At 67.0% G+C, this 26968-nt stretch carries 31 protein-coding genes and 1 tRNA gene; 28 read left to right on the top strand and 4 right to left on the bottom strand.

Going from position 1 to position 26968, the window contains the following annotated elements:
* Positions 1-3: 3 nt before the first annotated feature.
* From L6444_RS20570 to L6444_RS20535, 8 genes are all read left to right on the top strand, one after another.
* Positions 4-750: an AAA family ATPase gene (locus tag L6444_RS20570; RefSeq protein WP_236976876.1), complete on the top strand. Its 747-nt coding sequence runs from the start codon at positions 4-6 to the stop codon at positions 748-750.
* Positions 751-943: 193 nt separating this feature from the next.
* Positions 944-1300, top strand: a complete 357-nt coding sequence (locus L6444_RS20565; protein WP_236976875.1) for a hypothetical protein — start codon at positions 944-946, stop codon at positions 1298-1300.
* Positions 1297-1812 (top strand): hypothetical protein, encoded by a 516-nt coding sequence (locus tag L6444_RS20560; protein WP_236976874.1) that lies wholly within the window; start codon positions 1297-1299, stop codon positions 1810-1812. Before L6444_RS20565 ends, L6444_RS20560 begins: the two co-directional genes overlap by 4 nt.
* Positions 1809-2378, top strand: coding sequence for a hypothetical protein (locus L6444_RS20555; protein ID WP_236976873.1), 570 nt, complete (start codon positions 1809-1811; stop codon positions 2376-2378). The genes L6444_RS20560 and L6444_RS20555 overlap by 4 nt, the downstream gene beginning before the upstream one ends.
* Positions 2375-2680 (top strand): hypothetical protein, encoded by a 306-nt coding sequence (locus tag L6444_RS20550; protein ID WP_236976872.1) that lies wholly within the window; start codon positions 2375-2377, stop codon positions 2678-2680. The genes L6444_RS20555 and L6444_RS20550 overlap by 4 nt, the downstream gene beginning before the upstream one ends.
* 5 nt (positions 2681-2685) lie before the next feature.
* Positions 2686-3177, top strand: coding sequence for a hypothetical protein (locus tag L6444_RS20545; RefSeq protein ID WP_236976871.1), 492 nt, complete (start codon positions 2686-2688; stop codon positions 3175-3177).
* A gap of 172 nt (positions 3178-3349) precedes the next feature.
* On the top strand, positions 3350-4204 hold the full coding sequence (locus L6444_RS20540; protein ID WP_255730797.1) for a phage major capsid protein: 855 nt from the start codon (positions 3350-3352) through the stop codon (positions 4202-4204).
* Positions 4205-4494: 290 nt separating this feature from the next.
* Positions 4495-5724, top strand: coding sequence for a DNA cytosine methyltransferase (locus L6444_RS20535; RefSeq protein ID WP_236976869.1), 1230 nt, complete (start codon positions 4495-4497; stop codon positions 5722-5724).
* Between the two features lie 210 nt (positions 5725-5934).
* Here L6444_RS20535 and L6444_RS20530 read toward each other — a convergent pair whose 3' ends face one another.
* Both L6444_RS20530 and L6444_RS30215 read right to left on the bottom strand, forming a co-directional pair.
* Positions 5935-6303 carry a hypothetical protein gene (locus tag L6444_RS20530; protein ID WP_236976867.1) on the bottom strand — a complete coding sequence of 123 codons (369 nt, stop codon included), beginning with the start codon at positions 6301-6303 and terminating at the stop codon, positions 5935-5937.
* A gap of 70 nt (positions 6304-6373) precedes the next feature.
* Positions 6374-6508: a hypothetical protein gene (locus L6444_RS30215; RefSeq protein WP_255730792.1), complete on the bottom strand. Its 135-nt coding sequence runs from the start codon at positions 6506-6508 to the stop codon at positions 6374-6376.
* A 22-nt stretch (positions 6509-6530) separates the two neighbouring features.
* Here L6444_RS30215 and L6444_RS20525 point away from each other — a divergent pair, with 22 nt between their 5' ends.
* Both L6444_RS20525 and L6444_RS20520 read left to right on the top strand, forming a co-directional pair.
* Positions 6531-7007, top strand: a complete 477-nt coding sequence (locus L6444_RS20525; protein ID WP_236976865.1) for a very short patch repair endonuclease — start codon at positions 6531-6533, stop codon at positions 7005-7007.
* A gap of 25 nt (positions 7008-7032) precedes the next feature.
* Positions 7033-7176, top strand: coding sequence for a hypothetical protein (locus L6444_RS20520; RefSeq protein WP_236976863.1), 144 nt, complete (start codon positions 7033-7035; stop codon positions 7174-7176).
* Positions 7177-7252: 76 nt separating this feature from the next.
* Here the strand turns inward: L6444_RS20520 and L6444_RS20515 are convergent, their stop codons facing one another.
* Positions 7253-7483: a hypothetical protein gene (locus L6444_RS20515; RefSeq protein WP_236976861.1), complete on the bottom strand. Its 231-nt coding sequence runs from the start codon at positions 7481-7483 to the stop codon at positions 7253-7255.
* A 118-nt stretch (positions 7484-7601) separates the two neighbouring features.
* Positions 7602-7677, bottom strand: a tRNA-Arg gene (locus L6444_RS20510).
* 122 nt (positions 7678-7799) lie between these two features.
* Here L6444_RS20510 and argS point away from each other — a divergent pair.
* From argS to L6444_RS20420, 18 genes are all read left to right on the top strand, one after another.
* Positions 7800-9452, top strand: coding sequence for an arginine--tRNA ligase (gene argS / locus L6444_RS20505; protein WP_236976860.1), 1653 nt, complete (start codon positions 7800-7802; stop codon positions 9450-9452).
* An 80-nt stretch (positions 9453-9532) separates the two neighbouring features.
* Complete coding sequence (lysA, locus tag L6444_RS20500; RefSeq protein ID WP_236984300.1) at positions 9533-10867, top strand: diaminopimelate decarboxylase; 1335 nt, start codon at positions 9533-9535, stop codon at positions 10865-10867.
* A gap of 3 nt (positions 10868-10870) precedes the next feature.
* On the top strand, positions 10871-12196 hold the full coding sequence (locus L6444_RS20495; protein WP_236976858.1) for a homoserine dehydrogenase: 1326 nt from the start codon (positions 10871-10873) through the stop codon (positions 12194-12196).
* A complete protein-coding gene (gene thrC / locus L6444_RS20490; protein ID WP_236976856.1) occupies positions 12193-13269 on the top strand; it encodes a threonine synthase in 1077 nt (358 codons plus the stop codon). The genes L6444_RS20495 and thrC overlap by 4 nt, the downstream gene beginning before the upstream one ends.
* Before the next feature lie 2 nt (positions 13270-13271).
* Positions 13272-14228 carry a homoserine kinase gene (gene thrB, locus L6444_RS20485; RefSeq protein ID WP_236976854.1) on the top strand — a complete coding sequence of 319 codons (957 nt, stop codon included), beginning with the start codon at positions 13272-13274 and terminating at the stop codon, positions 14226-14228.
* 273 nt (positions 14229-14501) lie between these two features.
* On the top strand, positions 14502-16409 hold the full coding sequence (rho, locus tag L6444_RS20480) for a transcription termination factor Rho (protein ID WP_236976853.1): 1908 nt from the start codon (positions 14502-14504) through the stop codon (positions 16407-16409).
* Positions 16410-16501: 92 nt separating this feature from the next.
* A complete protein-coding gene (gene rpmE, locus L6444_RS20475; RefSeq protein WP_236976852.1) occupies positions 16502-16738 on the top strand; it encodes a 50S ribosomal protein L31 in 237 nt (78 codons plus the stop codon).
* 99 nt (positions 16739-16837) lie between these two features.
* On the top strand, positions 16838-17914 hold the full coding sequence (prfA, locus tag L6444_RS20470; RefSeq protein WP_236976851.1) for a peptide chain release factor 1: 1077 nt from the start codon (positions 16838-16840) through the stop codon (positions 17912-17914).
* Complete coding sequence (gene prmC, locus L6444_RS20465; protein ID WP_236976850.1) at positions 17911-18774, top strand: peptide chain release factor N(5)-glutamine methyltransferase; 864 nt, start codon at positions 17911-17913, stop codon at positions 18772-18774. The genes prfA and prmC overlap by 4 nt, the downstream gene beginning before the upstream one ends.
* Positions 18767-19420 (top strand): L-threonylcarbamoyladenylate synthase, encoded by a 654-nt coding sequence (locus tag L6444_RS20460; protein ID WP_236976849.1) that lies wholly within the window; start codon positions 18767-18769, stop codon positions 19418-19420. The genes prmC and L6444_RS20460 overlap by 8 nt, the downstream gene beginning before the upstream one ends.
* Positions 19421-19477: 57 nt before the next feature.
* Positions 19478-20680 (top strand): glycosyltransferase family 4 protein, encoded by a 1203-nt coding sequence (gene rfe / locus L6444_RS20455; RefSeq protein WP_236976848.1) that lies wholly within the window; start codon positions 19478-19480, stop codon positions 20678-20680.
* A 227-nt stretch (positions 20681-20907) separates the two neighbouring features.
* Entirely contained in the window at positions 20908-21390 is a 483-nt protein-coding gene (locus tag L6444_RS20450; protein ID WP_236976847.1) for an ATP synthase subunit I, read from the top strand.
* A complete protein-coding gene (gene atpB / locus L6444_RS20445; protein WP_236976845.1) occupies positions 21383-22135 on the top strand; it encodes a F0F1 ATP synthase subunit A in 753 nt (250 codons plus the stop codon). The genes L6444_RS20450 and atpB overlap by 8 nt, the downstream gene beginning before the upstream one ends.
* 42 nt (positions 22136-22177) lie before the next feature.
* Positions 22178-22432 (top strand): F0F1 ATP synthase subunit C, encoded by a 255-nt coding sequence (locus L6444_RS20440; protein ID WP_236976844.1) that lies wholly within the window; start codon positions 22178-22180, stop codon positions 22430-22432.
* Between the two features lie 24 nt (positions 22433-22456).
* On the top strand, positions 22457-22948 hold the full coding sequence (locus tag L6444_RS20435; RefSeq protein WP_370652931.1) for a F0F1 ATP synthase subunit B: 492 nt from the start codon (positions 22457-22459) through the stop codon (positions 22946-22948).
* Between the two features lie 8 nt (positions 22949-22956).
* Positions 22957-24297, top strand: a complete 1341-nt coding sequence (locus L6444_RS20430; RefSeq protein WP_236976842.1) for a F0F1 ATP synthase subunit B/delta — start codon at positions 22957-22959, stop codon at positions 24295-24297.
* Positions 24298-24354: 57 nt separating this feature from the next.
* A complete protein-coding gene (atpA, locus tag L6444_RS20425) occupies positions 24355-26019 on the top strand; it encodes a F0F1 ATP synthase subunit alpha (protein WP_236976841.1) in 1665 nt (554 codons plus the stop codon).
* A 6-nt stretch (positions 26020-26025) separates the two neighbouring features.
* A complete protein-coding gene (locus L6444_RS20420) occupies positions 26026-26958 on the top strand; it encodes a F0F1 ATP synthase subunit gamma (RefSeq protein ID WP_236976840.1) in 933 nt (310 codons plus the stop codon).
* The last annotated feature ends 10 nt before the right edge of the window (positions 26959-26968 follow it).

Raw genomic sequence — 26968 nt, 5'->3', positions numbered from 1 at the left:
GCGATGGACCGGCCGCAGCAGATCGCGCGGGCGATGGCACGGCAGTTCACCGAAGACGATCGCGCGGTACTCGACGACCGACTGCTGATCTGGCAGGGCCCGCCGCCCGCCGACGTGGCAAAGCGGCCCGAGCTGCTGACCCTGCTGGCGGAGACGGCCGACGCCTCAACGCTGTTCGTCGACTCCGTCAAGGACGCGGCGATCGGGCTCAGCGAGGACGAGGTCGGCGCGGGGTACAACCGAGCGCGGCAGATGCTACTGCGCGTCGGGGTGGAGCTGTGCGAGCTTCACCACACGACCAAGCGCGGCGCCAACGGAGGGCCGCCGACGACCGCGGCCGACGTCTACGGCTCGGCGTGGATCGCCAACGGCACCGGCTCGATCGTGATGCTCAGCGGCGCCCCCGGCGACCCGATCGTCGGGTTCCGCCATATCCGCCAACCGGCCAGTGAGGTCGGGCCGTTCCAGCTCCTGCACGACCAGGAGGCCGGGCAGATCGCCGTCCACCACGCGACCGACCTCGCGGCGCTCGTCGCCGCCAGCGGGCCCGACGGCATGACCGCACACGACGCCGCGATCGCCATGTTCGCGGTCGAGGGCAAGCCCACGCGGGCGCAGGAGGAGAAGGCTCGGCGCAAGCTCGACAAGCTCACCGACGCTGGCGTTCTGGCCCGCGTGGCCGGTATCGTCGGCGGCGGCGAAAAGCAGCCGACCACCTGGTTCCCGGCGAGCGGGGCGGTGACGCTGTGAGCATTCACGCCCCATTCACGTTTTTTGGAAAACCGCTGGCAGAGCATTCACGCGCCCAAAGCATTCACGGGGGCATTCACGCCATTCACGTTTCCGGCAAAACCGCTGGCAGAGCAATCACGTTGGCAATCACTGGCATTCACGCCCAGGGCATTCACGAAACCCACCGTGTACTTAGTACACGGGGATTCGGATGCCGCACCACAGACGGGTGGCCCGCGTGAGCCCCGTCGAGAGCATCTCATCGGTCCTGGGCGAGATCCCGCGGCTGGACCGCGCGAACTGCAAGGGCCGCGCCGATGTCTGGGACGAGGAGGACCCGACGTCCTGGCGCGTCCGCCAGGCGATGGCCGGGTGCCGGACCTGCCCGGCGCTGCGCGACTGCTCGGACTGGCTCGCGTCGCTGCCGAGGTCGCAGCGGCCGCCCGGCGTCGTGGCGGGCCGACTGAACCGCCGCCCCGAGCGGACGCCGCGCCCGGACCGCCCGAAACGACGCCCCAGGCGAGAGCTGGGCGACCAGGGGCCGAAAACCGCCGGGAGCACCGCATGAGGCCCAACGACGCCCTGTGGGGCGAGTTCGCGCGGCGGCTGGACTGGCCGACGACCTACTCGCACAGGCGGCGGTGGTTCACCGTCTACGGCGGCCGCCCGCTGCTGATGCGCGTCACGCTCGGGCTCACGGGCTCCTCCCTCGAGGCCCACGCGCCCGGCCTCGAGCGCGACGCCGCAGAGCGGGCCTGGGACGGGGACTTGTTGTTGGTCGGCGCCAACCCGCTGCCCGCCGTCAAGCGCTTGTGCACAGACGACCCCGCGGCCGGGCTGATCGGCGAGCACAACGGGTCCGGCTGGACGTGGTCCGCGGCGGCCTGGATGCGCTGCTGGACCTGCGGGCGGCTCGCCCTGCACTCGGACCTGGGCAGCCCGATCGCCCGGCCGTGCGGCCACGCGGAGGGCGAGTGGCACACACAAGGGGCCGCGAGGTGGCGCGCATCGGCCGCGCCTGGGCCCAGGCCAGCTACGCCGTCGCCCGGCGGCGGACAGAGAGAAGGGGAGACACCATGACAACCGAGGCACCGCCCACGGAGGCGATGGGCGCCGCGATGCTGGACATGCTCGCGGTGGCGCGCCACGCCTGCGGCGACGCCCCGCGCGCGAAGCGGGTCGCGGGGGCGGCGCTGGCCGCCGAGGGCCACGACCCGGCGCTGCTGCTGGCGGCGGCGGGCGGCTTGTCCTGGATGGCGGCCGCGCGTATCGGCAGCGACGACTGGGACGGCGACGCCGCGACGGCGGACTTCGTGCTCGGCGAGGCCCGGCGCGGGCTCATCTACGGCCTGCAGAGCGGCACGAGCACCCGCGCCGAGGCCGAGGTCGGCATGGCGGTCCTGCAGCTGGCCCAGCCGGGGAGCTCCTGGGCGCACCTGTACGACCTCGCCAGGCGACGGCTCGGGACCCACGGGCTGCTCGACGGGCTCGATGTCGTCACGGTCGCGGCCGAGCTGGTCGCGTTCCTGACCGCGCCGTTCGCCGACCAGGACGTCGGCGAGCGCCTCGACGGGATCACGACCCACATCATGGGCCAGCTCGCCGAGCTGGGCGACGAATCGCACACCGAGGAGGAAACACCATGAGCGACACCGACATCGGGCCGCAGAAGCCCCAGCCTGACCCCCGCGGCTGGCTGGCGTTCGACTGGCTGCCGGACGACCTACAGCGGTCTGAGGACAGCACGCAGGACTGCGACATCACGCGAGCCCGCGGCGACCACTGGGGCCAGTGGAGCAGACCGGCGACGCCGACCGAGCGAATCCTGCTGGAGCACCTCGGTTACGCGCTGCCCGCAGACCTCAGGACGCGAGTCCAGTTCCACACTGAGGGCGTCCGGCACCGGAGCTGGCCGCAGCTTAAAGATCAAGCGACACAGGGAGAGTGAGCACAATGACCGTCACCGACGACCACACCGCCGACAATGCCGGCACCGCAGACGACGACACCGCCGAGTGGGTCGAGGATACCGACACGGACGCCGAGCCCGGCGACGACGAGCACGACGCCGACGACGAGGGCGAGCAGCCCAAAAAGCCGGGTGTCCGACAGCGGCTCAAGGACGCCGAGGCCGAGCGCGACGAGCTGCGCTCGCAGCTGTCATGGTCGCGCCAGGTGGCCTTCATGGAGGCGTGCCGGGCCGCGGGCCTCGACGCCGACGTCGCGACTGCCAAGGGCGTGAGGGTCGAGGACCACCTCGACGAGCACGGCGCCGTCGACGCCGAAGGCCTGGCCACTGCGCTGGAAGGCGCGCGGTCCGAGGCCGGGGTTCCGCGCAGGCCCAGGCCGGTCCGCACCGCGGGCAGGGCAGGCGGGGTGCCGCCGGAGAAGCCCGCGACGTTCGGCGAGGTGCTGCGCGAGCACTCCAAGTACCTGCGCAGGTAGCGATAGAATCGGCGGGAAGGGCGACCGCAGCCGACGCGCCGCCCGCCCGCTGACCCCAGCGGAAAGTGGGGCACCCCTGAGGGGTCCGCCGACGCGGCGGCGAATCAGGTTCACCCGCAGGCGATCACGCCCGCGGTCGTTCCTATTCGCTACTCAGGGAAGGAGTTCCGTCGTGACTAACACGACAGTCAACTCGACCTCGATCCTCACGCCCGAGCAGGTGGGCGAACTCGTCATCAAGCCGCTGCTCGCGCAGAGCGTCGCCGCACAGGTCTCGACGGTCGTACGCACCGACAGCAACCAGTACCGCGTGCCGATCGTGGCCGCTGACCCCGACACCTCTTGGACGCCGGAGGGCACCGAGATCACCGCCGACGACCTCGACCTGGCCGAGCTGGTCATCACGCCGAAGAAGGTCGCGGGCCTGACCGTGGTCTCCAACGAGCTGCTGGCCGACTCGTCCGAGGACGCGGCGAAGCTCGTCGGCAGCCGACTGGTGAACAGCCTGCGCCGCAAGGTCGACGCCGCGTACTTCAGCGCGTCCACGCCCAACGGCCCGAGCGGCGTCCCGTCGCTGGTCGGCAACGGCGTGACCAACGGCTTCACCGGCACGGCTAACGCCTTCGGCTCGAACCTCGACGTGTTCGGCGACCTCGCCAGCCAGGTCGAGATCGCGGGCGGCAAGCTCACCGCGTGGGCGGTCAACCCGTTCTACGGCGCGCTGCTCGGCAAGATCAAGGAGGCCACCGGATCGAACAAGCCGCTGCTCGGGCCGGACCCGAGCCAGCAGTACCGCCGCGTCGTCGGCGGCGTGCCGGTGCTCCACACCCCGGACATCGCCAGCGCCGTCATGTGGGGCATCACGAAGGAGTACTCACTGTTCGTCCTGAGGCAGGACGCCGACGTGCAGGTGGACTCCTCGGCGTTCTTCACGAGCGACCGCACGGCGATCCGCTGCACGCTCCGCGTGGGCTTCGGCTTCCCGCACCCCGCGGCGATCGCGCAGCTGAGGCTCGCCACCTCGTAACCGAGCGACGGCCGGGCCGGGAGCCGGACGGGTTGAGCAGCCAGCCCGTGCCGGTCCGGCCGTGCCCCGGTCGGGGGCACCGGTATACCCCCCCGGCACGGCATACCGACCCACGGATGGCATTGAGGCTCTGATGTCGCCGGAGTCTGGGACTTTTCCGTCGGGCGCTCGGGCCGAGGACGACACAACCTCTGGAATCCGCGGCAGTGTCGTCGGGTCACACTACGATCACGGCAACAGACTGCGGTCTCAAGGAGAGGTATCGCTTTGGTTCTCGTCGGTGGTTCCGCATGACTAACGATTTGACGTCGGATCTGCCAGACGACGACTCCGACGAGATCGTGCCTTCACGTATCAAGTCGACGAATCCGCATCATCAGCCGCGCGACCTTACGGCCCGCCAACGCGCACAGTTCCGCAATATCGCGGTCAAGTCGCGCCAAGCAAAGCTCGATGCAATGCGGGGTGTGACTACCCCCCTGCACGACGTGAACGTGCCGAAGCTCGACCCGTGGGACTTGATGCCACAGTTGGAGCCCAATGGCCTGCCGACACTGTCCTTGTTCAGTGGCGGCGGTGGCCTCGATCTTGGCTTCGACCGGGCAGGGTTCAACCACACGGCCTCTTTCGAGATTCTTGAACACGCGGCGCAAACGCTGCGGACCGCGCGTCCCGATTGGACTGTGAACGGTGGCATCGACGGTGACGTCACCAAGGCGGATTGGTCGCCTTTGCGAAGCGAAGTAGCCGTTGTCCATGGCGGGCCTCCGTGTCAGCCGTTCTCTATCGCTGGCCGTCAAGCTGGCGCCGCCGACGTTCGCGATATGTGGCCGGAGTTCGTCCGCTGCGTCAACACGACTAAGCCGCAGGCGTTCGTCGCCGAGAATGTCCCAGCTCTCGCATCCAAGAAGTTTGAGGGCTACGTACGAACTCAGATACTTGAGCCGCTTGGCAGTCGGTATCACGTCCGGATGTTGTGTCTTCGCGCAGAGGACTACGGGGTGCCACAGATTAGGCGTCGCGTCGTCTTCGTTGGATTCGCGCGTAAGAAGGACGCGCAGCGCTATGTGCCGCCCGCACCAACCCATACGAGGCAAACCGATGAGGGCGGCTTGTGGTCGATCGAAGACCAGGGGTTGGAACGGTGCCTTGGAGCGCGCGAGGCTCTTGGGCTTTCCGATATCGGCTTTGATGCGCTCTCGCCGACCATTCGCAGCACACTGACCGGCCCGCGACACACGACCAGCATCCTCAATAGTGTTGCGGCACAGCGAGTCTTCGAACAGCTCGAGATTTGGCCGAACGGAGTAGCGCGTACTCGCGAAGAGGCGAGAGCCTTCGTGCCTGCGAACGGCCATTTCAGACTGGCTGTGCCCGATGTCGCTGTGCTGCAGGGATTCCCGCAGGATTGGCCACTGGTCGGCGCAACGTATATGCAGCTAGGGCAACTTGGCAATGCGGTGCCGCCGCCGATGGCCTACGCGCTTGCGTCGTCGGTATCCGCCGCTTTGGCCGCCTGATCGAGAATCACGGGGTCGACCACGTCCTCGGCGGGGACGGCGCCTTCCTTTAGCTGTTCCGCGCGATTCGCGAGGTATTCGCGCACGAGCTCCCGAAGTCGAGCGGCGTGGTCCTTCGTAATGGGCTGCAGCCCTTGGTCAATGAGGTAACTCTCTGCGATATGTGGATTGTTGAGCGTCGCCCCTCGGCGGATGACGTATCCACATCGCTCACGGAGGACCTCCAGCATCGCGCTGCGTGAGTAGCGCTGGTTGGGGAAGGTCGGCGCGCTCGCGGTACTGCGCAGCCTTCCACTGTTTCTTCATGATGCGCTTCGCGTCCGATATGGAAAAGTCAGCCTCCGGGCCCATTACCTCCGTGAGGTCTTCGTCGGTGATTCGCTGGGGCACGCGTTGCGCCAGCACCTCGTCAGGTCGCACGTACTGCTGCTTGTCCGCGATCCACGCGGCCATGTCCGCTGGCGACGCGTAGTAGCAGTGACGCAGTGTTGTAGCATCGGCCTCGTAAAACGCGAACAGCCAATGCAGGTGGGCCCACTTCGCGATGTGCTCCGGCCCGAAGTCTCGGACGGTTGACACCGAGTCACTGGTCGCTGACTTCAGCTCGAACGGTATCGGCTCGGGATGCCCCTCCAGGTCGAGGTATGCGTCAATGTCGGAACGCCCCCGGGTCCGGCGGCACCGACAGGTTGAACATCCAGACCATCTGGTTTTCGCGGGCATCGTCTTGGGCCGGCACGCCCTCGATTCTCGCAGCGGGCTCCGGGATCGCGACCGGCGACACGGCGTGAACGTACGGTTGGGTGGTGGCGAAGGGTCTGCAGCCGGGGATCGTCAGCAGTGAGTCGTGGGCAAGCTCGCACATCGCGCGCGCCACGATGCGCGCGAATCGCAGCCGAGACACGACGCCAGAGAAGCTGCTGAGGTCGGCACTCCACGCGCTGGGGCTCCGCTTTCGTGTTTCGGCCCGGCCGATTCCGTCTCTCAACCGCACCGCCGACATCGTCTTCAGGCCAGCGCGCATTGCCGTGTTCGTCGATGGCTGCTTTTGGCATGGCTGCACGACTCACTACACGGCGCCACGGGCCAACGCGGACTTTTGGCGGGCGAAGATTCAACGCAATCAGGAGCGCGATCGCCAGACCGACGAACAGCTGGCTGCCGAGGGGTGGACCGTCATGCGCTTCTGGGAGCACGAGGACCTGACGCAGGCCGCCGTCCGCATCGAGGAGGCGGTCCGCAAGGCGCGTCCGTCGAGGTCAGCCAAGGTGCGCCACCGCTGACGGACGTCTGTGGTGGACTTCGGACATGGCGCGATTGGAGCTGACCGACGACAACGGCGACCGCATCATCACGATAGACGCGACGCAACTCTTCGAGCTGATCGATCCGCTCCTGCTGGAGGTAGTGCTAGTGGACGTCATCGAGTCTCACATGATGAAGCAGAAATAGGTACCGCCCAGAGACGACGAGGGCCCCCGACGCGGGCAATCCGGTGGGGGACCGCGCGTTTGGCGTCCTGGTCTCGCTAGGGCCTCGGCGGTGGCCGCCAGCCCCACACGGTCGGGTCGTCCGTCAGCATCTCGACGAGGTTCGTCGTCGCGGTCGTGTCGAGGAAGACCTCGTACCAGGCCCCCTCCTGGTCGGTGATGTGCACGATGATCCCGTCGCCGCGCGAGTGGACCGTGATGCCGGCGCCCGGGTGGCCGCCCGGCGTGAGCGTCCGCGTCCGGCTGAATAGCAGTAGGTGTCCGCCCATTTGCCCTCCTCAGACCGCAGTTAGCTGGGAACCGGGGGCGGCCGACGACGAATAGTCCGGATGTTGCACAGCGTTCTCGCGACCAGCTCAAAAATAGACTCTGAGCTGCGCAAACGCTTGGTGCCCCCGGCAGGATTCGAACCTGCGGCCTTCTGCTCCGGAGGCAGACGCTCTATCCCCTGAGCTACGGGGGCGCACCAACAGCATGCGCCATAGGGCATGAACAAGCCCCGCCAGAGTAGCGCATCCCGGTGACCGCCCGAGCACCGGTAATGGATTCGGGGCCGAGGCAGGTCAGCCAATAGGATGGACGCTCGTGACCCCCGCCGACCTCGCTGAGCTGCTCAAAATCACCGCCATGGCGGTGCTGGCCGAGCATGGCCTCGACGTGTCCGCGCTGCCGTCCACGGTCACCGTCGAGCGTCCACGCAACCCCGAGCACGGCGATTACGCTTCCAACCTGGCCCTGCAGCTGGGCAAGAAGGTCGGCGCAAACCCCCGTGAGCTGGCCGGATGGCTGGCCGAGGCGCTCGCCAACGCCGACGGCATCGCCGCGGCAGAAACCGCCGGACCCGGCTTCATCAACCTGCGGCTGGAGACTTCGGCCCAGGCCAAGGTCGTCAACAGCGTCATCGACGCCGGCGCGGCATACGGGCACTCCAACGACCTCGACGCCCAGAAGATCAACTTGGAGTTCGTCTCGGCCAACCCCACCGGGCCCATCCACATCGGTGGTACTCGCTGGGCCGCCGTCGGCGACGCACTGGGCCGGCTCCTCACCACACAGGGCGCCGAGGTGGTCCGCGAGTACTACTTCAACGACCACGGCGCGCAGATCGACCGCTTCGCCAACTCCCTGGTCGCCGCGGCCAAGGGCGAGCCGGCCCCCGAGGACGGTTACGCGGGCACCTACATCAGCGACATCGCCGCGCAGGTGCTGCAGAAGGAGCCCGACGCGCTGAGCCTGCCGGACGCCGAGATGCACGAGACGTTCCGTGAGATCGGCGTGGACCTGATGTTCGCCCACATCAAGGAATCGCTGCACGAATTCGGCACCGATTTCGACGTCTACACCCACGAAGACTCCATGCACACCAGCGGCCGGGTTGACGAAGCGATCGCCAAACTCCGCGACACCGGCAACATCTACGAGAAGGACGGCGCAACCTGGTTGCGCAGCAGCGCCTTTGGTGACGATAAAGACCGCGTCGTGGTCAAAAGCGACGGCAAGCCCGCTTACATCGCCGGAGACCTCGCCTACTACCTGGACAAGCGGCAGCGCGGATTCGACCTGTGCATCTACATGCTCGGGGCCGACCATCACGGCTACATCGCCCGGCTCAAGGCCGCAGCGGCCGCCTTCGGCGAAGACCCCGCCACCGTCGAGGTGCTGATCGGGCAGATGGTCAACCTGGTCCGCGACGGCCAGCCGGTCAAGATGAGCAAGCGGGCTGGCACCGTGATCACGCTCGACGACCTGGTCGAGGCCATCGGCGTGGACGCCGCCCGCTACAGCCTGATTCGCTCCTCGGTGGACACCCCGATCGACATCGACCTGGCGCTGTGGTCCTCGGCGTCCAACGAAAACCCGGTCTACTACGTGCAATACGCGCACGCCCGGTTGTCGGCCCTGGCCCGCAACGCCGCCGAGCTGGGCCTGATCCCCGACACCGGGCACCTCGAGTTGCTCAGCCACGACAAAGAGGGCACTCTGCTGCGCACCATCGGCGAGTTCCCGCGGGTGCTGAAAACCGCTGCGTCGCTGCGCGAACCGCACCGGGTCTGCCGGTACCTGGAAGACCTCGCCGGCGACTACCACAGGTTCTACGACGCGTGCCGGATCCTGCCCCAGGGCGACGAACAGCCCACCGATCTGAACACCGCCCGGCTGGCGTTGTGCCAGGCCGCGCGCCAGGTCATCGCCAACGGACTGGCCATCCTCGGAGTCAGCGCCCCGGAGAGAATGTGAACGTGCACCCCGCCGGCCCCCGGTACGCCGAGGACGCCCGGCAAGTCAGCAGCCCGCCGCGCCCGCAGTCGGCTGACGAACTGCTGCGTCTGGCCCCGAATGTGTGGCCCCGCAACACCACTCGTGACGAGGGCGGGGTGGCCACCATCGCCGGAGTCGCCGTCACCGAACTGGCCCGGCAGTACGGCACCCCGTTGTTCGTCGTCGACGAGGACGACTTCCGCTCCCGCTGCCAGGAGACGGCCACCGCCTTCGGTGGGGGAGCCAACGTGCACTACGCCGCCAAGGCTTTCCTGTGCAGCGAGATCGCCCGCTGGATCGCCGAAGAGGGTCTGTCCCTGGACGTCTGCACCGGCGGCGAACTCGCCGTCGCGCTGCACGCGAACTTCCCGCCGGAGCGAATTGCGCTGCACGGCAACAACAAATCGGTCGCCGAACTGACCGCTGCGGTGAAATCCGGTGTAGGCCATATCGTTCTGGACTCGATGATCGAGATCGAGCGCCTCGACTCCATCGCCGGCGAAGCCGGGATCGTGCAGGACGTATATGTGCGCCTCACCGTCGGCGTCGAAGCGCACACCCACGAGTTCATCTCCACCGCGCACGAGGATCAGAAGTTCGGGCTGTCGGTGGCCAGCGGCGCGGCAATGGCCGCGGTGCGCCGCGTGTTCGAAACCGACCACCTGCGTCTGGTCGGCCTGCACAGCCACATCGGTTCGCAGATCTTCGACGTCGCGGGCTTCGAGATCGCCGCGCACCGGGTGATCGGCCTGCTGCGCGATATCGTCGCCGAATTCGGCGTCGAGAAGACCGCGCAAGTGTCGACCATCGATCTCGGTGGCGGACTGGGCATTTCGTATCAGCCCTCGGACGACCCCCCGCCGATCCACGAGCTGGCCGCCAAGTTGAGCGCCATCGTCAGCGCCGAATCGGCAGCGGTCGGGCTGCCCGCACCGCGGCTGGTGGTCGAACCCGGCCGCGCCATCGCCGGCCCGGGCACCGTCACGCTCTACGAAGTCGGCACCGTCAAAGATGTGGACGTGAGCGCCACCGCGGTGCGCCGCTACGTCAGCGTCGACGGCGGCATCAGCGACAACATCCGTACCGCGCTCTACGACGCACAGTACGACGTGCGTCTGGTCTCGCGGTTGTCCGACGCCCCCGCCGCGCAGGCCCGCCTGGTCGGAAAGCATTGCGAGAGCGGCGACATCATCGTCCGTGACACCTGGGTGCCCGACGACATCCACCCCGGCGACCTGGTGGCGGTCGCCGCCACCGGGGCCTACTGCTATTCACTGTCGAGCCGTTACAACATGGTTGGCCGTCCCGCCGTGGTGGCCGTGCGCGGGGGACAGTCCCGGTTGATCCTGCGCCGCGAGACGTTCGACGATCTGCTGAGTTTGGAAGTGAGGTGAGCTGTGCCCGATAACGAAAAAGCTGTGGGCGTAGCGGTACTCGGGTTGGGTGTCGTGGGCAGCGAGGTCGTGCGCATCATCGAGCGCAGTGCCGAAGATCTGGCCGGCCGCATCGGCGCACCGCTGGAACTGCGCGGTGTCGGGGTGCGTCGCGTTGCCGCCGACCGCGGGGTGCCGATCGAGTTGCTCACCGACGACATCGATGAACTCGTCACCCGCGACGACGTCGACATCGTCGTGGAGGTGATGGGCCCGGTCGAGCCGGCGCGCAAGGCGATCCTGGCCGCGCTTGAGCACGGCAAGTCCGTCGTCACGGCCAATAAGGCGTTGTTGTCCACGTCCAGTGGGGAGTTGGCGGCGGCTGCCGAAAGCGAAGCCGTGGACCTCTACTTCGAGGCGGCGGTCGCGGGCGCGATCCCGGTGATCCGCCCGCTGACCCAGTCGCTGGCCGGCGACACGGTGTTACGGGTGGCCGGAATCGTCAACGGCACCACCAACTACATCCTCTCGGAGATGGGCAGCACCGGCGCCGACTACGAGAAGGCGCTGGCCGATGCCAGCGCGCTGGGCTACGCCGAGGCCGACCCCACCGCCGACGTGGAAGGCTATGACGCCGCCGCCAAAGCCGCGATTCTGGCGTCCATCGCTTTCCACACCCGGGTGACCGCCGACGACGTGTACCGCGAAGGCATCACCAAGATCACCCCGGCGGACTTCGAGTCGGCGAAATCGCTGGGCTGCACCATCAAACTGCTGTCCATCTGCGAGCGCATCACCACCGACGAAGGGCAGCAACGGGTTTCGGCCCGGGTGTACCCAGCACTGGTGCCCTTGTCGCATCCGCTCGCCACGGTCAACGGCGCATTCAACGCCGTGGTGGTAGAGGCCGAGGCGGCCGGACGGCTGATGTTCTACGGTCAGGGCGCCGGCGGTGCCCCCACCGCCTCGGCGGTCACCGGCGACCTGGTGATGGCCGCCCGCAACCGGGTGCTGGGCAGCCGTGGCCCGCGCGAGTCGAAGTACGCCCAACTGCCGGTCGCGCCAATGGGTTTCATCGAGACCCGTTACTACGTGAGCATGAATGTCGCGGACAAGCCCGGCGTACTGTCGGCGGTGGCAGCCGAATTCGCCAAACGTGAAGTGAGCATCGCCGAGGTCCGTCAGGAGGGTGTGACAGACCAGGGTGGCCAGCGGGTAGGGGCCCGCATCGTGGTGGTCACCCACCGCGCCACAGACGCCGCGCTGTCGGAGACCGTCGAAGCGCTCGCCGACCTGGACGTCGTGCAGAGCGTGGCGAGCGTGCTGAGACTGGAAGGAACCGATCTATGAGCCGCACGGTGGTCCACCAACCCTGGCCGGGGTTGATCGCGGCATACCGGGATCGGTTGCCGGTGGGTGACGACTGGACGCCGGTCACCCTGCTCGAGGGGGGAACCCCGCTGATCTCCGCGGCCCGGCTGTCCGAGAAGACCGGTTGCACAATCCATTTGAAGGTCGAGGGTCTCAACCCCACCGGTTCTTTCAAGGACCGCGGCATGACCATGGCCGTCACCGATGCGCTGGCCCGCGGCCAGCAGGCGGTGTTGTGCGCATCGACGGGCAACACCTCGGCTTCCGCGGCCGCTTACGCCGCTCGCGCCGGCATCACCTGTGCGGTGTTGATTCCACAGGGCAAGATAGCGATGGGCAAGTTGGCGCAGGCTGTCATGCACGGCGCGAAGATCATTCAGATCGACGGCAACTTCGACGACTGCCTGGAACTGGCCCGCAAGATGACCGCCGACTTCCCGAAGATCTCACTGGTCAACTCGGTCAACCCGGTGCGTATCGAGGGGCAGAAGACGGCGGCGTTCGAGATCGTCGACGCGCTGGGCGCCGCACCGGACATCCATGCGCTGCCGGTGGGCAACGCCGGCAACATCACCGCGTACTGGAAGGGCTACACCGAATATCACCGCGACGGCGTGATCGACAAGCTGCCCCGGATGCTCGGCACCCAGGCGGCCGGCGCCGCGCCGTTGGTGCACGGCGAACCCGTCCCCAACCCGGAGACCATCGCCACCGCGATCCGCATCGGCGCCCCCGCGTCGTGGACTGCGGCCGTCGAAGCCCAACAGCAGTCCAACGGAAAGTTCTTGGCGGCCACCGACGAGGAGATCCTGGCTGCCTATCATCTGGTGGCCAGCCTTGAAGGCGTCTTTGTCGAACCTGCGTCGGCGGCCAGCATCGCGGGTCTGCTCAAGTCCGTCGAGGACGGCTGGGTGCCGCGCGGCTCGACGGTGGTGTGCACCGTGACCGGCAACGGCCTGAAGGATCCCGACACCGCACTGCGGGATATGCCGGAAGTGGCTGCGCTGCCGGTCGATCCGGTTCTGGTCGTCGAGCAACTCGGGCTCGAGTAGCGGTGACTCAGACGCTGCCTGCCGGGCTCATCGCCTCTGCCGTGGTATCGGCGTCCAGCGCCAACCTGGGTCCCGGCTTCGACAGCCTCGGCATGGCGCTGAATTTGTGCGACGAGATCGTGGTCGAGACAACGGGTTCCGGTCTGGTGGTGATGGTCGAGGGCGAAGGGGCCGGCCAGGTGCCGCTGGGCCCCGATCACTTGGTGGTGCGTGCCATCCAGCGCGGTCTGCAGGCCGCGGGCTTCCAGGCTGCGGGTCTGGTGGTGCGCTGCCGCAACGACATCCCGCACTCCCGAGGCCTGGGCTCCTCGGCGGCGGCCGTGGTGAGTGGGCTCGCCGCCGTCAACGGCCTTGTCGCGCAGACCGATTCGGAACCATTCAGTGCAGCCGAGCTGATCCAGCTGGCGTCGGAGTTCGAGGGCCACCCGGACAACGCGGCGGCCGCGGTGCTCGGCGGTGCGGTGGTTGCGTGGACAGAACATCACGTCGACCACCGCGGCACTCAAGCCGACTACCGTGCAGTTCCCCTGGCCCTGCACCCCGACATCCACTTGTTCGTTGCAATCCCCGAGGAGCGGTCGTCGACCGCCGAGACGCGAGTTCTGTTGCCCGCCCAGGTCAGCCACGAGGACGCGCGATTCAACCTCAGCCGCGCCGCGTTATTGGTCGTCGCGCTCACCCAGCGGCCCGACCTGTTGCCGGCCGCCACCGAAGATGTTTTGCACCAGCCGCAACGGGCGCCGGCGATGCCGGCCTCGGCGGAATATTTGCGGCTGCTGCGGCGTCATAACGTTGCGGCAACGCTTTCCGGGGCGGGACCCTCGCTGATAGCGATGAGCACCGAGCCGGAGTTGCCAGGTGAAGCGGTCGAGTACGGAACCGCGAATGGATTCGCGATCCGGCCGATGGCGGCCGGCGGCGGAGTTCGCTGGAGGCCGGGAGTCGCCGTCGCGGGCTGATCCACAGCGTGGCGGCGGGGTTTCTTGCTTCCCGCCAGGAAGCGGGTTATTCTCGGAGCCGTCCAGCAACCGCAGCATCTGCATCTGCATCCATACTGCTTGAAGCTAGGACAAACCAAATTCTTCTCGTGGACGAGGTTCGCTGTTTCGTCGCCCAACCGGCGATCACCGTTTCAGAGTCGATGATTGGGCGCCCTCGGGACTTTGCCTGAATATTCGTCCGATGCAGGAATCCCCCGTTTGACGTGATCAGCGGGGCAAGAAAGGAAATCCGTGACTGATACGGACCTCATCACGGCTGGCGAAAGCACCGACAGCGAGAAGCTGTCGAACGCCGTGAGGACAGACTCTGCCGTCGTCTCCGACGTCAAGAGCAATACCGGCTCGCTGGCCACCATGGTGCTGCCCGAACTTCGTGCCCTGGCTAACCAGGCCGGTGTCAAAGGGACATCGGGCATGCGCAAAAACGAATTGATCGCCGCGATCCAGGAAAGCCGCGGACAGGCCAACGGAGGGTCGGCGTCGGCGAAGACGGCGCAGGACGCCTCCAAGGCCGACACGCCGCCGCAGAAGGACTCCGCGCAGGAGGCGCGCGCCCAGAAGCGATCGGACGCCACTGCGGACGCCTCGGCTCAGGAAGGCGCCGCGGCTCAGGAAGGCGCCCCGGCCGACGCGCAGCAGCAGAACGACACGCAACAGAAAAACGACACGCAGAAGAACGACACGCCGCGTCGCGAACGTCGCGGTGCCTCCCGGGATGCCGGCGCCGCCGGCGCCGAGAAGAACGGCGGCGACGACAGCGGCGACGGGCAGCGCGACCAGAAGCAGGCTAAGAACGAGCGCTCCGGCGACTCGGGCGGCGACCAGGGCGGTGACCAGCAAGGCGGTCAACAGCGCGGCGGCTCGAATCAGCAGGACGACGACGGCGACGGCCGCCAGGGCCGGCGTGGCCGGCGCTTCCGTGACCGCCGGCGTCGCGGCGAACGCACCGGTGAGGGTGGCGGCGAGGCCGAATTGCGCGAGGACGACGTCGTGCAGCCGGTCGCCGGGATTCTCGATGTCCTGGACAACTATGCCTTCGTACGCACCTCCGGCTACCTGGCCGGACCCCACGACGTCTACGTCTCCATGAACATGGTCCGCAAGAACGGTCTGCGCCGCGGCGACGCCGTGACCGGTGCCGTGCGGGTGCCCCGCGAGGGCGAAGGGGGCGACAAGAACCCCCGGCAGAAGTTCAACCCGCTGGTGCGCCTGGACACCATCAACGGTGGCTCCATCGAGGACGCCAAGAAGCGGCCCGAATTCAGCAAGTTGACCCCGCTGTACCCCAACCAGCGGCTGCGCTTGGAGACCACTCCCGACCGGCTGACCACCCGCGTGATCGACCTGATCATGCCGATCGGTAAGGGCCAGCGTGCGCTGATCGTGTCGCCGCCCAAGGCCGGTAAGACCACGATCATGCAAGACATCGCCAACGCGATCACCCGCAACAACCCCGAATGTCACCTGATGGTGGTGCTCGTCGACGAGCGACCCGAAGAGGTCACCGACATGCAGCGCTCGGTCAAGGGCGAAGTTATCGCCTCGACCTTCGACCGGCCGCCGTCGGACCACACCCAGGCCGCCGAACTGGCCATCGAACGCGCCAAGCGTCTGGTCGAGCAGGGCAAGGACGTCGTAGTGCTGCTCGACTCCATCACCCGACTCGGTCGTGCTTACAACAACGCCTCGCCGGCGTCGGGCCGCATCCTGTCCGGTGGTGTCGACTCCACCGCGCTGTACCCGCCCAAGCGGTTCCTCGGCGCGGCACGCAACATCGAGGAGGGCGGGTCGCTGACCATCATCGCCACCGCGATGGTCGAGACCGGGTCGACCGGTGACACGGTCATCTTCGAGGAGTTCAAGGGCACCGGTAACGCCGAGCCCAAGCTGGACCGCAAGATCGCCGAGCGGCGGGTGTTCCCGGCGGTCGACGTCAACCCGTCCGGCACCCGCAAGGACGAGTTGCTGCTGTCGCCCGACGAGTTCGGCATCGTGCACAAACTGCGTCGCGTGCTGTCGGGTCTGGACTCCCACCAGGCCATCGACCTGTTGATGTCGCAGCTGCGCAAGACCAAGACCAACTACGAGTTCCTGGTCCAGGTGTCCAAGACGACACCGGGCAACATGGACGGGGACTGACCCGGGAATGCCCGACGCCATCCCCGCGTTTTGGGATGGCAGTGATTGAGCTGGCATAATCGGCCCGCGACTTCAGCATCGAAGAGGACAACATGAAGACTGACATTCACCCCGCCTACGAGGAGACCACCGTGGTCTGCGGTTGCGGGAACACCTTCACCACCCGCAGCACCAAGCCGGGTGGCCGCATCGTGGCCGAGGTCTGCTCGCAGTGCCACCCCTTCTACACCGGTAAGCAGAAGATTCTGGACAGCGGTGGCCGGGTGGCCCGGTTCGAGAAGCGTTACGGCAAGCGCAAGGTTGCCGACAAGGCCGAGGCCGACAAGTAGCCGGCTCACCGACGCCCGAACTGCGCAGCAACGCGCAGGCCGGGCGTCGGTTCGCGTTCGGGGGTAGGGCTCGCGGCAAGGCGGTAGGGAGGTGCAGACATGACGCAACCGGTGCAGACGATCGACGTCCTGCTCGCCGAGCACGCCGAGCTGGAGCGCAAGCTGGCCGACCCCGACCTGCACAGCAATCCCGACGAGGCGCGCAAGGTGGGCCGCCGCTTCGCCCGGTTGGCCCCTATCGTGGCCACCCACCGCAAGCTGGTGACCGCCCGGGAGGACCTGGAGACGGCCCGCGAACTGTCCGCCGACGACGCGTCGTTCGCCGAGGAGGTCACCGAGCTGGAGGCGCGGGTCGCCGAACTGGACACCCAGCTCACCGACATGCTGGCGCCGCGCGACCCCCACGATGCCGACGACATCCTGCTCGAGGTGAAATCCGGTGAGGGCGGCGAGGAATCGGCGTTGTTCGCTGCCGACCTGGCCAGGATGTACATCCGCTACGCCGAGCGGCACGGCTGGACGGTGACGGTGCTGGGGGAGACGACATCGGATCTCGGCGGCTACAAGGACGCCACCCTGGCCATCGCCTCCAAGGGCGACAGCGCCGACGGCGTGTGGTCGCGGATGAAGTTCGAGGGTGGCGTGCATCGGGTGCAGCGCGTCCCGGTGACGGAATCCCAAGGGCGGGTACATACTTCGGCGGCCGGGGTGCTGGTCTATCCCGAGCCCGAGGAGGTCGGCGAGGTCCAGATCGACGAATCCGACCTGCGCATCGACGTCTACCGGTCTTCGGGTAAAGGCGGCCAGGGAGTCAACACCACCGACTCGGCGGTACGGATCACCCACCTGCCCACCGGGATCGTGGTGACCTGCCAGAACGAACGGTCACAGCTGCAGAACAAGACCCGCGCCCTGCAGGTGCTCGCGGCGCGCCTGCAGGTGCTGGCCGAAGAGCAGGCACTGGCCGACGCCTCGGCCGATCGGGCCAGCCAGATCCGCACCGTGGACCGCAGCGAACGAATCCGCACCTACAACTTCCCCGAGAACCGGATCACCGATCACCGCATCGGTTACAAGTCGCACAACCTCGACCAGGTTCTCGACGGTGACCTCGACGCGCTCTTCGACGCGTTGAGCGAAGCCGACAAACAAGCCCGGCTGCAACAGGCGACATGACCCGTCCGGCGACGCACGGCCTGCGGCAGGCGATCGCCTCCGCGGCGGCGCTGCTGGCCGAAGCGGGTATCGATTCCGCCCGCCACGACGCTGAACTGCTCGCCGCGCATGTGGCCGGTGTCGACCGCGGTCGCCTCGCGCTGCTCGACGCGCCCGCCGAAGAGTTCTACGGGCGCTACCACGACGCCGTCTGTGCCCGCGCTCGACGGGTCCCGCTGCAGCACCTGGTCGGGACCGTCGCGTTCGGTCCGGTGCTGCTGCAGGTCGGCCCGGGTGTCTTCATACCGCGCCCGGAGACCGAGGCCATGCTGGAATGGGCTAGGGCACAACCACTTCCGGTGCGTCCGGTGATCGTCGACGCATGCACCGGATCGGGCGCACTGGCCGTGGCGCTGGCCGGGCACCGCCCGCAGGCCCGGGTCGTCGGCATCGACGACTCCGCGGCGGCACTGGACTACGCGCGACGAAACGCCGCGGGCACCGCGGTGGAACTGGTGCGCGCCGACGTGGGTACGCCTGGGTTGCTGCCCGAACTCGACGGTCAGGTGGATCTGCTGGTTTCCAATCCGCCGTATGTTCCCGACGGCGCGGTGTTGGAACCCGAAGTGGCACAGCATGATCCGCATCATGCGGTGTTCGGCGGCCCGGACGGGATGGCGGTGATCGCGGCCGTCGTCGAAGTGGCCGGACGTTGGTTGCGGCCCGGCGGATTCTTCGCCGTCGAGCACGACGACACGACATCGGGGCCTACCGTCGAATTCTTGGACAAGACAGGATTATTCGATGACATCGTGGCCCGAACGGATCTCGCCGGCCGGCCGAGGTTCGTGACGGCCCGCAGAAAGAGTGCCGATGACTGACACCTTCGACTGCGCCGACCCCGATCAGCGGTCGCGCGGAATCGCCGCCGCGGCGGGTGCGCTCAAGGCCGGACGACTGGTCGTCATGCCGACCGACACCGTCTACGGTGTGGGCGCCGACGCGTTCGACAGCTCCGCGGTGGACGCGCTGCTGGCGGCCAAAGGGCGCGGGCGCGACATGCCGGTAGGCGTCCTGGTCGGTTCCTGGCACACCATCGAAGGGCTGGTGTACGGGATGCCGGACGGCGCCCGCGACCTGGTCCGGGCGTTCTGGCCGGGTGCGCTGAGCTTGGTGGTGGTGCAGGCGCCGTCGCTGCAGTGGGATCTGGGCGACGCGCACGGCACGGTGATGCTGCGGATGCCGCTGCACCCGGTCGCCCTCGAGTTGCTGCGCGAGGTGGGGCCGATGGCAGTGTCCAGCGCCAACGTCTCGGGCCAGCCCGCCGCCGTCGACGCCGACGAGGCGCGCCGCCAACTCGGGCCGCGCGTCGACGTCTATCTCGACGCCGGCCCGTCCGCGCAGCAGGCCGCGTCGACGATCGTCGACCTGAGCGGCAGCACCCCGCGCATCCTGCGGGAAGGGCCGGTGAGCACCCAGCGGGTCGCCGAAGTACTGGGCGTCGACCCCGCCTCGCTGATCGCTTAGCGCACACGACGGTCCGCGGCTCAGGTAGCTGACAGGGGACGTTGATAGGGTCTCGAGGTGTCCAGCGATGTGACCAGCCTTGCCGGTGGTGTGCTCGCACTCTCGGATCGCAGCGCGGGCGTTCCCTTGCGCGAGCTCGCCCTGGTGGGCCTGACCGCGGCGATCATCACCTATTTCGCCACCGGGCCGGTGCGCGTGCTGGCGACCCGCCTGGGCGCGGTCGCCTACCCGCGCGAACGCGACGTGCACGTGACGCCGACCCCGCGGATGGGCGGGCTGGCGATGTTCCTGGGCGTGGTCTCCGCCGTTTTCCTGGCCTCGCAGCTGCCGGCCCTCACCCGCGGGTTCGTCTATTCCACCGGGATGCCCGCGGTGCTGGTGGCGGGGGCGGTGATCATGGGCATCGGCCTGATCGACGATCGCTGGGGCCTGGATGCGCTGACGAAGTTCGCTGGTCAGATCACCGCGGCCAGCGTGCTGGTGACCATGGGCGTGGCCTGGAGCGTGCTGTACATCCCGGTCGGCGGGGTGGGAACCATCGTGCTGGACCAGGCCTCCTCGATCCTGCTCACGCTGGCGCTGACCGTCTCGATCGTCAACGCGATGAACTTCGTCGACGGGCTGGACGGGCTGGCCGCCGGGCTGGGCCTGATCACCGCGCTGGCCATCTGCATGTTCTCGGTGGGTCTGCTCCGCGACCACGGCGGCGACGTGTTGTATTACCCGCCCGCGGTCATCTCGGTGGTGCTGGCCGGCGCCTGTCTGGGTTTTCTGCCGCACAACTTTCACCGCGCCCGCATCTTCATGGGCGATTCGGGTTCGATGCTGATCGGCCTGATGCTGGCGGCGGCGTCAACGACGGCGGCGGGACCCATTTCGCAGAACGCCTACGGCGCCCGCGACGTGTTTGCTCTGTTGTCGCCCTTCCTGCTGGTGGTCGCGGTGATGTTCGTGCCGATGCTCGACCTGTTGCTGGCGATCGTGCGGCGCACCCGCGCGGGCCGCAGCGCCTTCACGCCGGACAAGATGCACCTGCACCACCGGCTGCTACAGATCGGCCATTCGCATCGACGAGTGGTGCTGCTCATCTATCTGTGGGTGGGCATCGTCGCGTTCGGGGCGGCCAGCACCATCTTTTTCGACCCGCGGCACACCGCGGCGGTGATGCTGGGTGCGATCGTCGTGGCGGGCGTCGCGACGGCCATTCCGCTACTCCGGCGCCGCGACGACTACTGGGACGAGGACTACGACGATCGGTAGTAGGTCGGTCGTAGTTATGGTAAGGTGCTGGTAGAACCCCGAAAACGAACTTCGCGGGTTGTGGCCTTCCCGGCTCGGCGGACGCGCATCCGGCGGTGCCGAACAACGACCGACACAGGGAGCTACCCCTTGGGTAAGTCCAGCTCGAGCCTTGCGATACGCTCGGCGGGCCACGGATCGGGCGATCCGGCGTTTCCGCTCCAACAACCCGGGATTGAGGTGCTGCAGTGACGACACCAGCGCAGGACGCGCCGTTGGTGTTTCCCGCTGTTGCCTTCCGCCCCGTGCGGTTGTTGGTCATCAGCCTCGCGCTGACCGCGGCGGGAACCCTGGCAGCCGGTTTCACCGGCCATCCGATGGTCGGGCTGTTCCTGGGCGTCGGTTTGCTGCTGGGTTTGCTCAACGCCGTCATGGTCAAGCGGTCGGTCGAGTCGATCACCGGACGCGAGCATCCGCTGAAGCGGTCGATGGCCGTCAATTCGGCGTCGCGCATCGCGATCATCACCATCCTGGCGCTGATCATCGCCTTCATCTTCAAGCCGGAAGGCCTGGGCGTGGTGTTCGGTTTGGCGATCTTCCAGGTGCTCTTGGTGGCCTCGACGGCCTTGCCGGTGTGGAAGAAGCTGCGGGCCGGGGACTCCGAGAGTGCGGCGAGCGGGGTAGTGGCGGTATCGGAAGGGACGGAAGTGAGGAGCGCCGGCGATGACTAAGTCGATCCTGGCCGGCCAGATCGAGGTCGGCGAGCACCACACGGCCAAGTGGCTGGGGCTGACCGTCAACACCGACACGATCTATTCGACCGCGATCGCCGCCGTCATCGTGATCGCGCTGGCCTTCTGGCTGAAATCTAAGGTCACGTCCAGCGATGTGCCGGGCGGGGTGCAGCTGTTCTTCGAGGCGGTCACCATCCAGATGCGCGGCCAGATCGAAAGCGCCATCGGGATGCGCATCGCGCCGTTCGTGCTGCCGCTCGCGGTGACCATCTTCGTGTTCATCTTGATCTCCAACTGGCTGTCGGTACTGCCGCTGCAGTACAAGGACAAAGAAGGCAAGACCAGCGAGTTGTTGTCCTCGGCCGCCGCCGACATCAACTACGTACTGGCGCTGGCCTTGTTCGTCTTCGTCTGCTACCACGCCGCCGGGATCTGGCGCCGCGGCATCATCGGCCACCCGCTCAGGGTCCTCAAGGGTCACGTCGCCATCCTGGCGCCGATCAACATCGTCGAAGAGCTGGCCAAGCCGATCTCGCTGTCGCTGCGACTGTTCGGCAACATCTTCGCCGGCGGCATCCTCGTCGCACTGATCGCGATGTTCCCGCCCTACATCCTGTGGCTGCCGAACGCGATCTGGAAATCCTTCGACCTGTTCGTCGGCGCGATTCAGGCTTTCATCTTCTCGCTGCTGACGATCCTGTACTTCAGCCAGGCCATGGAGCTAGAAGAAGACCACCACTAACACTGTCAGTGCTTGCAAACCCAATTATCAAGGAGGATAACGATGGCTCTCGACCCCCAAATTCTTTCCGGGGCCCTGATCGGCGGTGGAATCATCATGGGTGGTGGCGCCATCGGCGCCGGTATCGGTGACGGTATCGCCGGTAACGCCCTGATCTCCGGCGTCGCACGCCAGCCCGAGGCGCAGGGACGGCTGTTCACGCCGTTCTTCATCACCGTCGGTCTGGTCGAGGCGGCCTACTTCATCAACTTGGCGTTCATGGCGTTGTTCGTCTTCGCCACACCCGGCGCGTCCTAGTTCGTCGTGGTGGGTGACACGACCATGAATGTTCTGGCGTCCAGCCAGGCAGTGGCGGAAGGTAACAACTTCCTCATTCCCAACGGCACCTTCTTCTTCGTGCTGGCCATCTTCCTGGTGGTGCTCGGAGTGATCGGCACGTTCGTCGTACCGCCGATCCTGAAGGTACTCAAGGAACGCGACGCCATGGTCGCTAAGACGCAGGCCGACAACAAGAAGTCGTCCGAGCAGTTCGCCGCCGCCGAAGCCGACTACGAGGAAGCGCTGAAGGAAGCCCGGGTCCAGGCGTCGTCGTTCCGCGACAACGCCCGCAACGAGGGTCGTAAGGCCATCGACGACGCGCGCGCCGAAGCCGAGCAGCAGGTGGCAGAGACGTTGGCGCAAGCCAACGAACAGTTGAAGCGGGAGCGCGACGCCGTGGAATTGGATCTGCGTGCCAACGTCGGGACCATGTCAGCCACCCTGGCCAGTCGGATCCTCGGCGTCGACGTCGCCCCTACCGCCACGGCGAGGTAGCCCCAAATATGGACACCTTTATCGGACAGCTGGTCGGTTTCGTGGCCATCGCGCTGCTGGTCTGGCGCTTCGTGGTGCCGCCGGTGCGCAACATGATGACCGCGCGGCAGGAGGCTGTGCGCCAGCAGTTGAAGGACTCCAAGGAGGCCGCTCGGCGTCTCGAGGAGTCGACCACCGCGCACAGCAAGGCCGTGGAAGCGGCGAAGAAAGAGGCGAAGCGCCTCGTCGAGGACGCCAAGGCGGATTCCGCGCGCATCGAGGAACAGATGCGGTCGCAGGCCGAATCCGAAGCCGAACGCATCAGGGCACAAGGTGGTCGCCAGTCTGAGCTGCTGCGTGCTCAAATGACCCGTCAGCTGCGGTTGGAGCTCGGCCACGAATCCGTGCGCCAGGCAGGCGAACTGGTGCGCAACTACGTCGCCGACGCCGACCAGCAGGCAGCCACCGTCGATCGCTTCCTGGACGAACTCGACGACATGGCGCCCGAAGCGGTCGACGTCGAGTACCCGCTGCTGGCCAAGATGCGTGCGGCCAGTCGCCACGCGCTGGACGACCTGGTCGAACGGTTCAAGGACATCATCAAGGACCTCGACAAGCAGGGCCTGAACACCCTGGCCGAGGAATTGGCATCGGTGGCTGCGCTCCTGCACCGGGAGACCGTTGCCACCCGGTATCTCACTGTGCCGGCCGAAGATTCGGCGCCCCGGGTCCGGTTGATCGAACGCATCCTGGAGGGCAAGGTCGGCGCCCCCACCCTCGAGGTGCTGCGGGCCGCGGTCGCGGAGCGCTGGTCGGCCAACGCCGACCTGATCGACGCGATCGAGCATGTGTCGCGCCAAGCCCTGCTGGAGGTGGCTGAACAGGACGGGACCACCGACGAGGTGGAGGACCAGTTGTTCCGGTTTTCGCGCATCCTCGATGCGCAGCCGCGACTGGCCGTCCTGCTCGGTTCCGACACCGCGCCGGCCGAGGGCCGAGTCGGGTTGCTGCGCAAGGTGCTCGAGAGTTCGAGCGGAAAAGTCAACCCGGTCGCCGTGTCGCTGCTGTCCCAGACCGTCGAGTTGTTGCGGGGTCAGCCGGCCGAGGAGGCCGTACTGTTCCTGGCCCAGGTGGCGGTCGCTCGACGCGGTGAGGTTGTCGCACAGGTCAGCGCCGCGGCCGAGCTCAGCGACTCCCAGCGGACTCGCCTCAGCGAGGTGCTGGGCCGGATCTACGGACATCCGGTGGCGGTCCAGCTGCAAATCGATCCCGAACTACTCGGTGGGCTCTTGATCTCGGTGGGCGACGAGGTGATCGACGGCACGCTCAAGTCTCGACTGGCCGCCGCCGAAGCGCAGTTGCCCGACTGAACCGCTCCACCGAACACAAACTAGTCAGCACAAATCGAAGTAGGAAGACGAAAAGACATGGCCGAGTTGACAATCTCCGCTGATGCCATTCAGAGCGCCATCGAAGAGTACGTGGAGTCTTTCACCGCCGACACCTCCCGCGAGGAGGTCGGCACCGTCGTGGACGCCGGTGACGGCATCGCGCACGTCGAGGGGTTGCCGTCGGTGATGACCCAGGAGCTGCTGGAGTTCCCGGGTGGGGTGCTCGGTGTGGCCCTGAACCTCGACGAGCACAGCGTCGGCACGGTCATCCTGGGTGACTTCGAGACCATCGAAGAGGGCCAGCAGGTCAAGCGCACCGGCGACGTCCTGTCGGTGCCGGTCGGCGACGCATTCCTGGGTCGGGTGGTCAACCCGCTCGGCCAGCCCATCGACGGTGGCGGCGACATCGAGACCGATACCCGTCGCGCCCTGGAACTGCAGGCCCCTTCCGTGGTCGAGCGGCAGTCGGTGTCGGAGCCGCTGCAGACCGGCATCAAGGCCATCGACGCGATGACCCCCATCGGGCGTGGCCAGCGCCAGCTGATCATCGGCGACCGCAAGACCGGCAAGACCGCGGTCTGCGTCGACACCATCCTCAACCAGCGGCAGAACTGGGAGAGCGGTGACGAGAAGTTGCAGGTCCGCTGCGTCTACGTCGCGATCGGCCAGAAGGGCACCACCATCGCCTCGGTGCGGCGCGCGCTGGACGAGGGCGGCGCCATGGACTACACCACCATCGTCGCCGCACCGGCTTCGGACTCCGCCGGCTTCAAATGGCTTGCGCCGTATACGGGTTCGGCGATCGCCCAGCACTGGATGTACGAGGGCAAGCACGTGCTGATCGTGTTCGACGACCTGACCAAGCAGGCCGAGGCGTACCGTGCCATCTCGCTGCTGCTGCGCCGTCCGCCCGGCCGCGAGGCCTACCCCGGTGACGTGTTCTACCTGCACTCGCGGCTGCTCGAGCGGTGCGCCAAGCTCTCGGACGAACTCGGCGGCGGTTCGCTGACCGGCCTGCCGATCATCGAGACCAAGGCCAACGACATTTCGGCCTACATCCCCACCAACGTCATCTCGATCACCGACGGACAGTGCTTCCTGGAGAGCGACCTGTTCAACCAGGGTGTCCGGCCCGCCATCAACGTCGGTGTATCGGTGTCCCGTGTCGGTGGTGCCGCGCAGATCAAGGCGATGAAAGAGGTGGCCGGGTCGCTGCGGCTGGATCTGTCGCAGTACCGCGAGCTGGAATCCTTCGCGGCGTTCGCCTCCGACCTCGACGAGACGTCGAAGAAGCAGCTGGAGCGCGGGGAGCGCTTGGTCGAACTGCTCAAGCAGCCGCAGTTCGCGCCGATGCCGGTTGAGGAGCAGGTGGTTTCGATCTTCCTGGGCACTGCCGGTCACCTGGACTCGGTGCCGGTGGAGGACGTCAAGCGGTTCGAGGCCGAACTTCTGGACCACATGAAGGCGTCGGAGGAGGGCTTCCTCGAGGGAATCCGCAAGACCAAGAAACTCGGTGAGGAAGAAGAAGAGAAGCTCACCGACATCATCAACAAGTTCAAGAAGGGCTTCGCGGCCACCGGCGGCGGCTCGGTGGTGCCCGACGAGCACGTCGAGCCGTTGGACGAAAGCGACCTGGCCAAGGAGTCGGTACAGGTCAAGAAGGAAAAGCCCAAGAAGGACAACAAGAAGGACAAGAAGTAGCTAACAATGGCTGCAACACTTCGCGAACTGCGTGGGCGGATCCGCTCGGCCGGGTCGATCAAGAAGATCACCAAAGCCCAGGAGCTGATCGCCACCTCGCGCATCGGCAAGGCGCAGGCCAGGCTGGAATCCGCCCGGCCTTACGCGTTTCAGATCACCGCGATGCTCACCACGCTCTCCGCTGAGGCCGCGCTGGACCATCCGTTGCTGGTGGAACGGCCGAACCCCAAGCGGGCCGGCGTGTTGGTGGTGTCATCGGACCGCGGTCTGTGTGGTGCCTACAACTCCAGCATCTTCCGTCGCTCGGAGGAGCTCTTCTCGTTGCTGCGCGAGGAAGGCAAGGAGCCGATCCTCTACACGGTCGGCCGAAAGGCGCAGAACTACTACACATTCCGTAACTGGGACATTCAGCAGTCCTGGACGGGGTTCTCCGAGCAGCCCAAGTACGAGAATGCCGCCGAGATCGGCGCCACACTGGTGGACGCGTTCATGGCCGGCACCGGCGACGACGAGTCCGACCACCAATCCGACGACTCGGACGGGGTGCAGGGTGTCGACGAATTGCACATCCTCTATTCCGAGTTCAAGTCGATGATGTCGCAGACCGCGGTGGCACACCGCATTGCTCCGATGCTGGTCGAATATGTCGAGGAAGACACCGGGCCACACACCCTGTACTCCTTCGAGCCGGACGCGACGACGTTGTTCGACGAGCTGCTGCCGCGGTACCTGACCACCAGGGTGTACGCGGCGCTGCTGGAATCGGCCGCCTCCGAGCTGGCCTCCCGCCAACGTGCGATGAAGTCGGCCACCGACAACGCCGACGACCTCATCAAGGACCTGACGTTGCAAGCCAACCGTGAGCGGCAGGCCCAAATCACCCAAGAGATCAGCGAAATCGTCGGTGGCGCAAACGCGCTCGCCGACGCCGCCAAATAGGCCGACGAGG

The sequence above is a fragment of the Mycobacterium kiyosense genome, from assembly GCA_021654635.1.
GTDB lineage: Bacteria > Actinomycetota > Actinomycetes > Mycobacteriales > Mycobacteriaceae > Mycobacterium > Mycobacterium kiyosense.
The sequence above is the reverse complement of the archived record's forward strand: the minus strand, read 5'-3'. Positions and strand labels throughout refer to the sequence as shown.

What these genes read in the sequence shown, in the direction of transcription:
- L6444_RS20570 (WP_236976876.1), top strand. Translation starts at nt 4, where the DNA reads ATGGACCGGCCGCAGCAGATCGCGCGGGCGATGGCACGGCAGTTCACC.
- L6444_RS20565 (WP_236976875.1), top strand. Translation starts at nt 944, where the DNA reads ATGCCGCACCACAGACGGGTGGCCCGCGTGAGCCCCGTCGAGAGCATC.
- L6444_RS20560 (WP_236976874.1), top strand. Translation starts at nt 1,297, where the DNA reads ATGAGGCCCAACGACGCCCTGTGGGGCGAGTTCGCGCGGCGGCTGGAC.
- L6444_RS20555 (WP_236976873.1), top strand. Translation starts at nt 1,809, where the DNA reads ATGACAACCGAGGCACCGCCCACGGAGGCGATGGGCGCCGCGATGCTG.
- L6444_RS20550 (WP_236976872.1), top strand. Translation starts at nt 2,375, where the DNA reads ATGAGCGACACCGACATCGGGCCGCAGAAGCCCCAGCCTGACCCCCGC.
- L6444_RS20545 (WP_236976871.1), top strand. Translation starts at nt 2,686, where the DNA reads ATGACCGTCACCGACGACCACACCGCCGACAATGCCGGCACCGCAGAC.
- L6444_RS20535 (WP_236976869.1), top strand. Translation starts at nt 4,495, where the DNA reads ATGACTAACGATTTGACGTCGGATCTGCCAGACGACGACTCCGACGAG.
- L6444_RS20520 (WP_236976863.1), top strand. Translation starts at nt 7,033, where the DNA reads ATGGCGCGATTGGAGCTGACCGACGACAACGGCGACCGCATCATCACG.
- L6444_RS20515 (WP_236976861.1), bottom strand. Translation starts at nt 7,483, where the DNA reads ATGGGCGGACACCTACTGCTATTCAGCCGGACGCGGACGCTCACGCCG.
- thrC (WP_236976856.1), top strand. Translation starts at nt 12,193, where the DNA reads ATGAGCCGCACGGTGGTCCACCAACCCTGGCCGGGGTTGATCGCGGCA.
- rpmE (WP_236976852.1), top strand. Translation starts at nt 16,502, where the DNA reads ATGAAGACTGACATTCACCCCGCCTACGAGGAGACCACCGTGGTCTGC.
- prfA (WP_236976851.1), top strand. Translation starts at nt 16,838, where the DNA reads ATGACGCAACCGGTGCAGACGATCGACGTCCTGCTCGCCGAGCACGCC.
- prmC (WP_236976850.1), top strand. Translation starts at nt 17,911, where the DNA reads ATGACCCGTCCGGCGACGCACGGCCTGCGGCAGGCGATCGCCTCCGCG.
- L6444_RS20460 (WP_236976849.1), top strand. Translation starts at nt 18,767, where the DNA reads ATGACTGACACCTTCGACTGCGCCGACCCCGATCAGCGGTCGCGCGGA.
- atpB (WP_236976845.1), top strand. Translation starts at nt 21,383, where the DNA reads ATGACTAAGTCGATCCTGGCCGGCCAGATCGAGGTCGGCGAGCACCAC.
- L6444_RS20440 (WP_236976844.1), top strand. Translation starts at nt 22,178, where the DNA reads ATGGCTCTCGACCCCCAAATTCTTTCCGGGGCCCTGATCGGCGGTGGA.
- L6444_RS20435 (WP_370652931.1), top strand. Translation starts at nt 22,457, where the DNA reads ATGAATGTTCTGGCGTCCAGCCAGGCAGTGGCGGAAGGTAACAACTTC.
- L6444_RS20430 (WP_236976842.1), top strand. Translation starts at nt 22,957, where the DNA reads ATGGACACCTTTATCGGACAGCTGGTCGGTTTCGTGGCCATCGCGCTG.
- atpA (WP_236976841.1), top strand. Translation starts at nt 24,355, where the DNA reads ATGGCCGAGTTGACAATCTCCGCTGATGCCATTCAGAGCGCCATCGAA.
- L6444_RS20420 (WP_236976840.1), top strand. Translation starts at nt 26,026, where the DNA reads ATGGCTGCAACACTTCGCGAACTGCGTGGGCGGATCCGCTCGGCCGGG.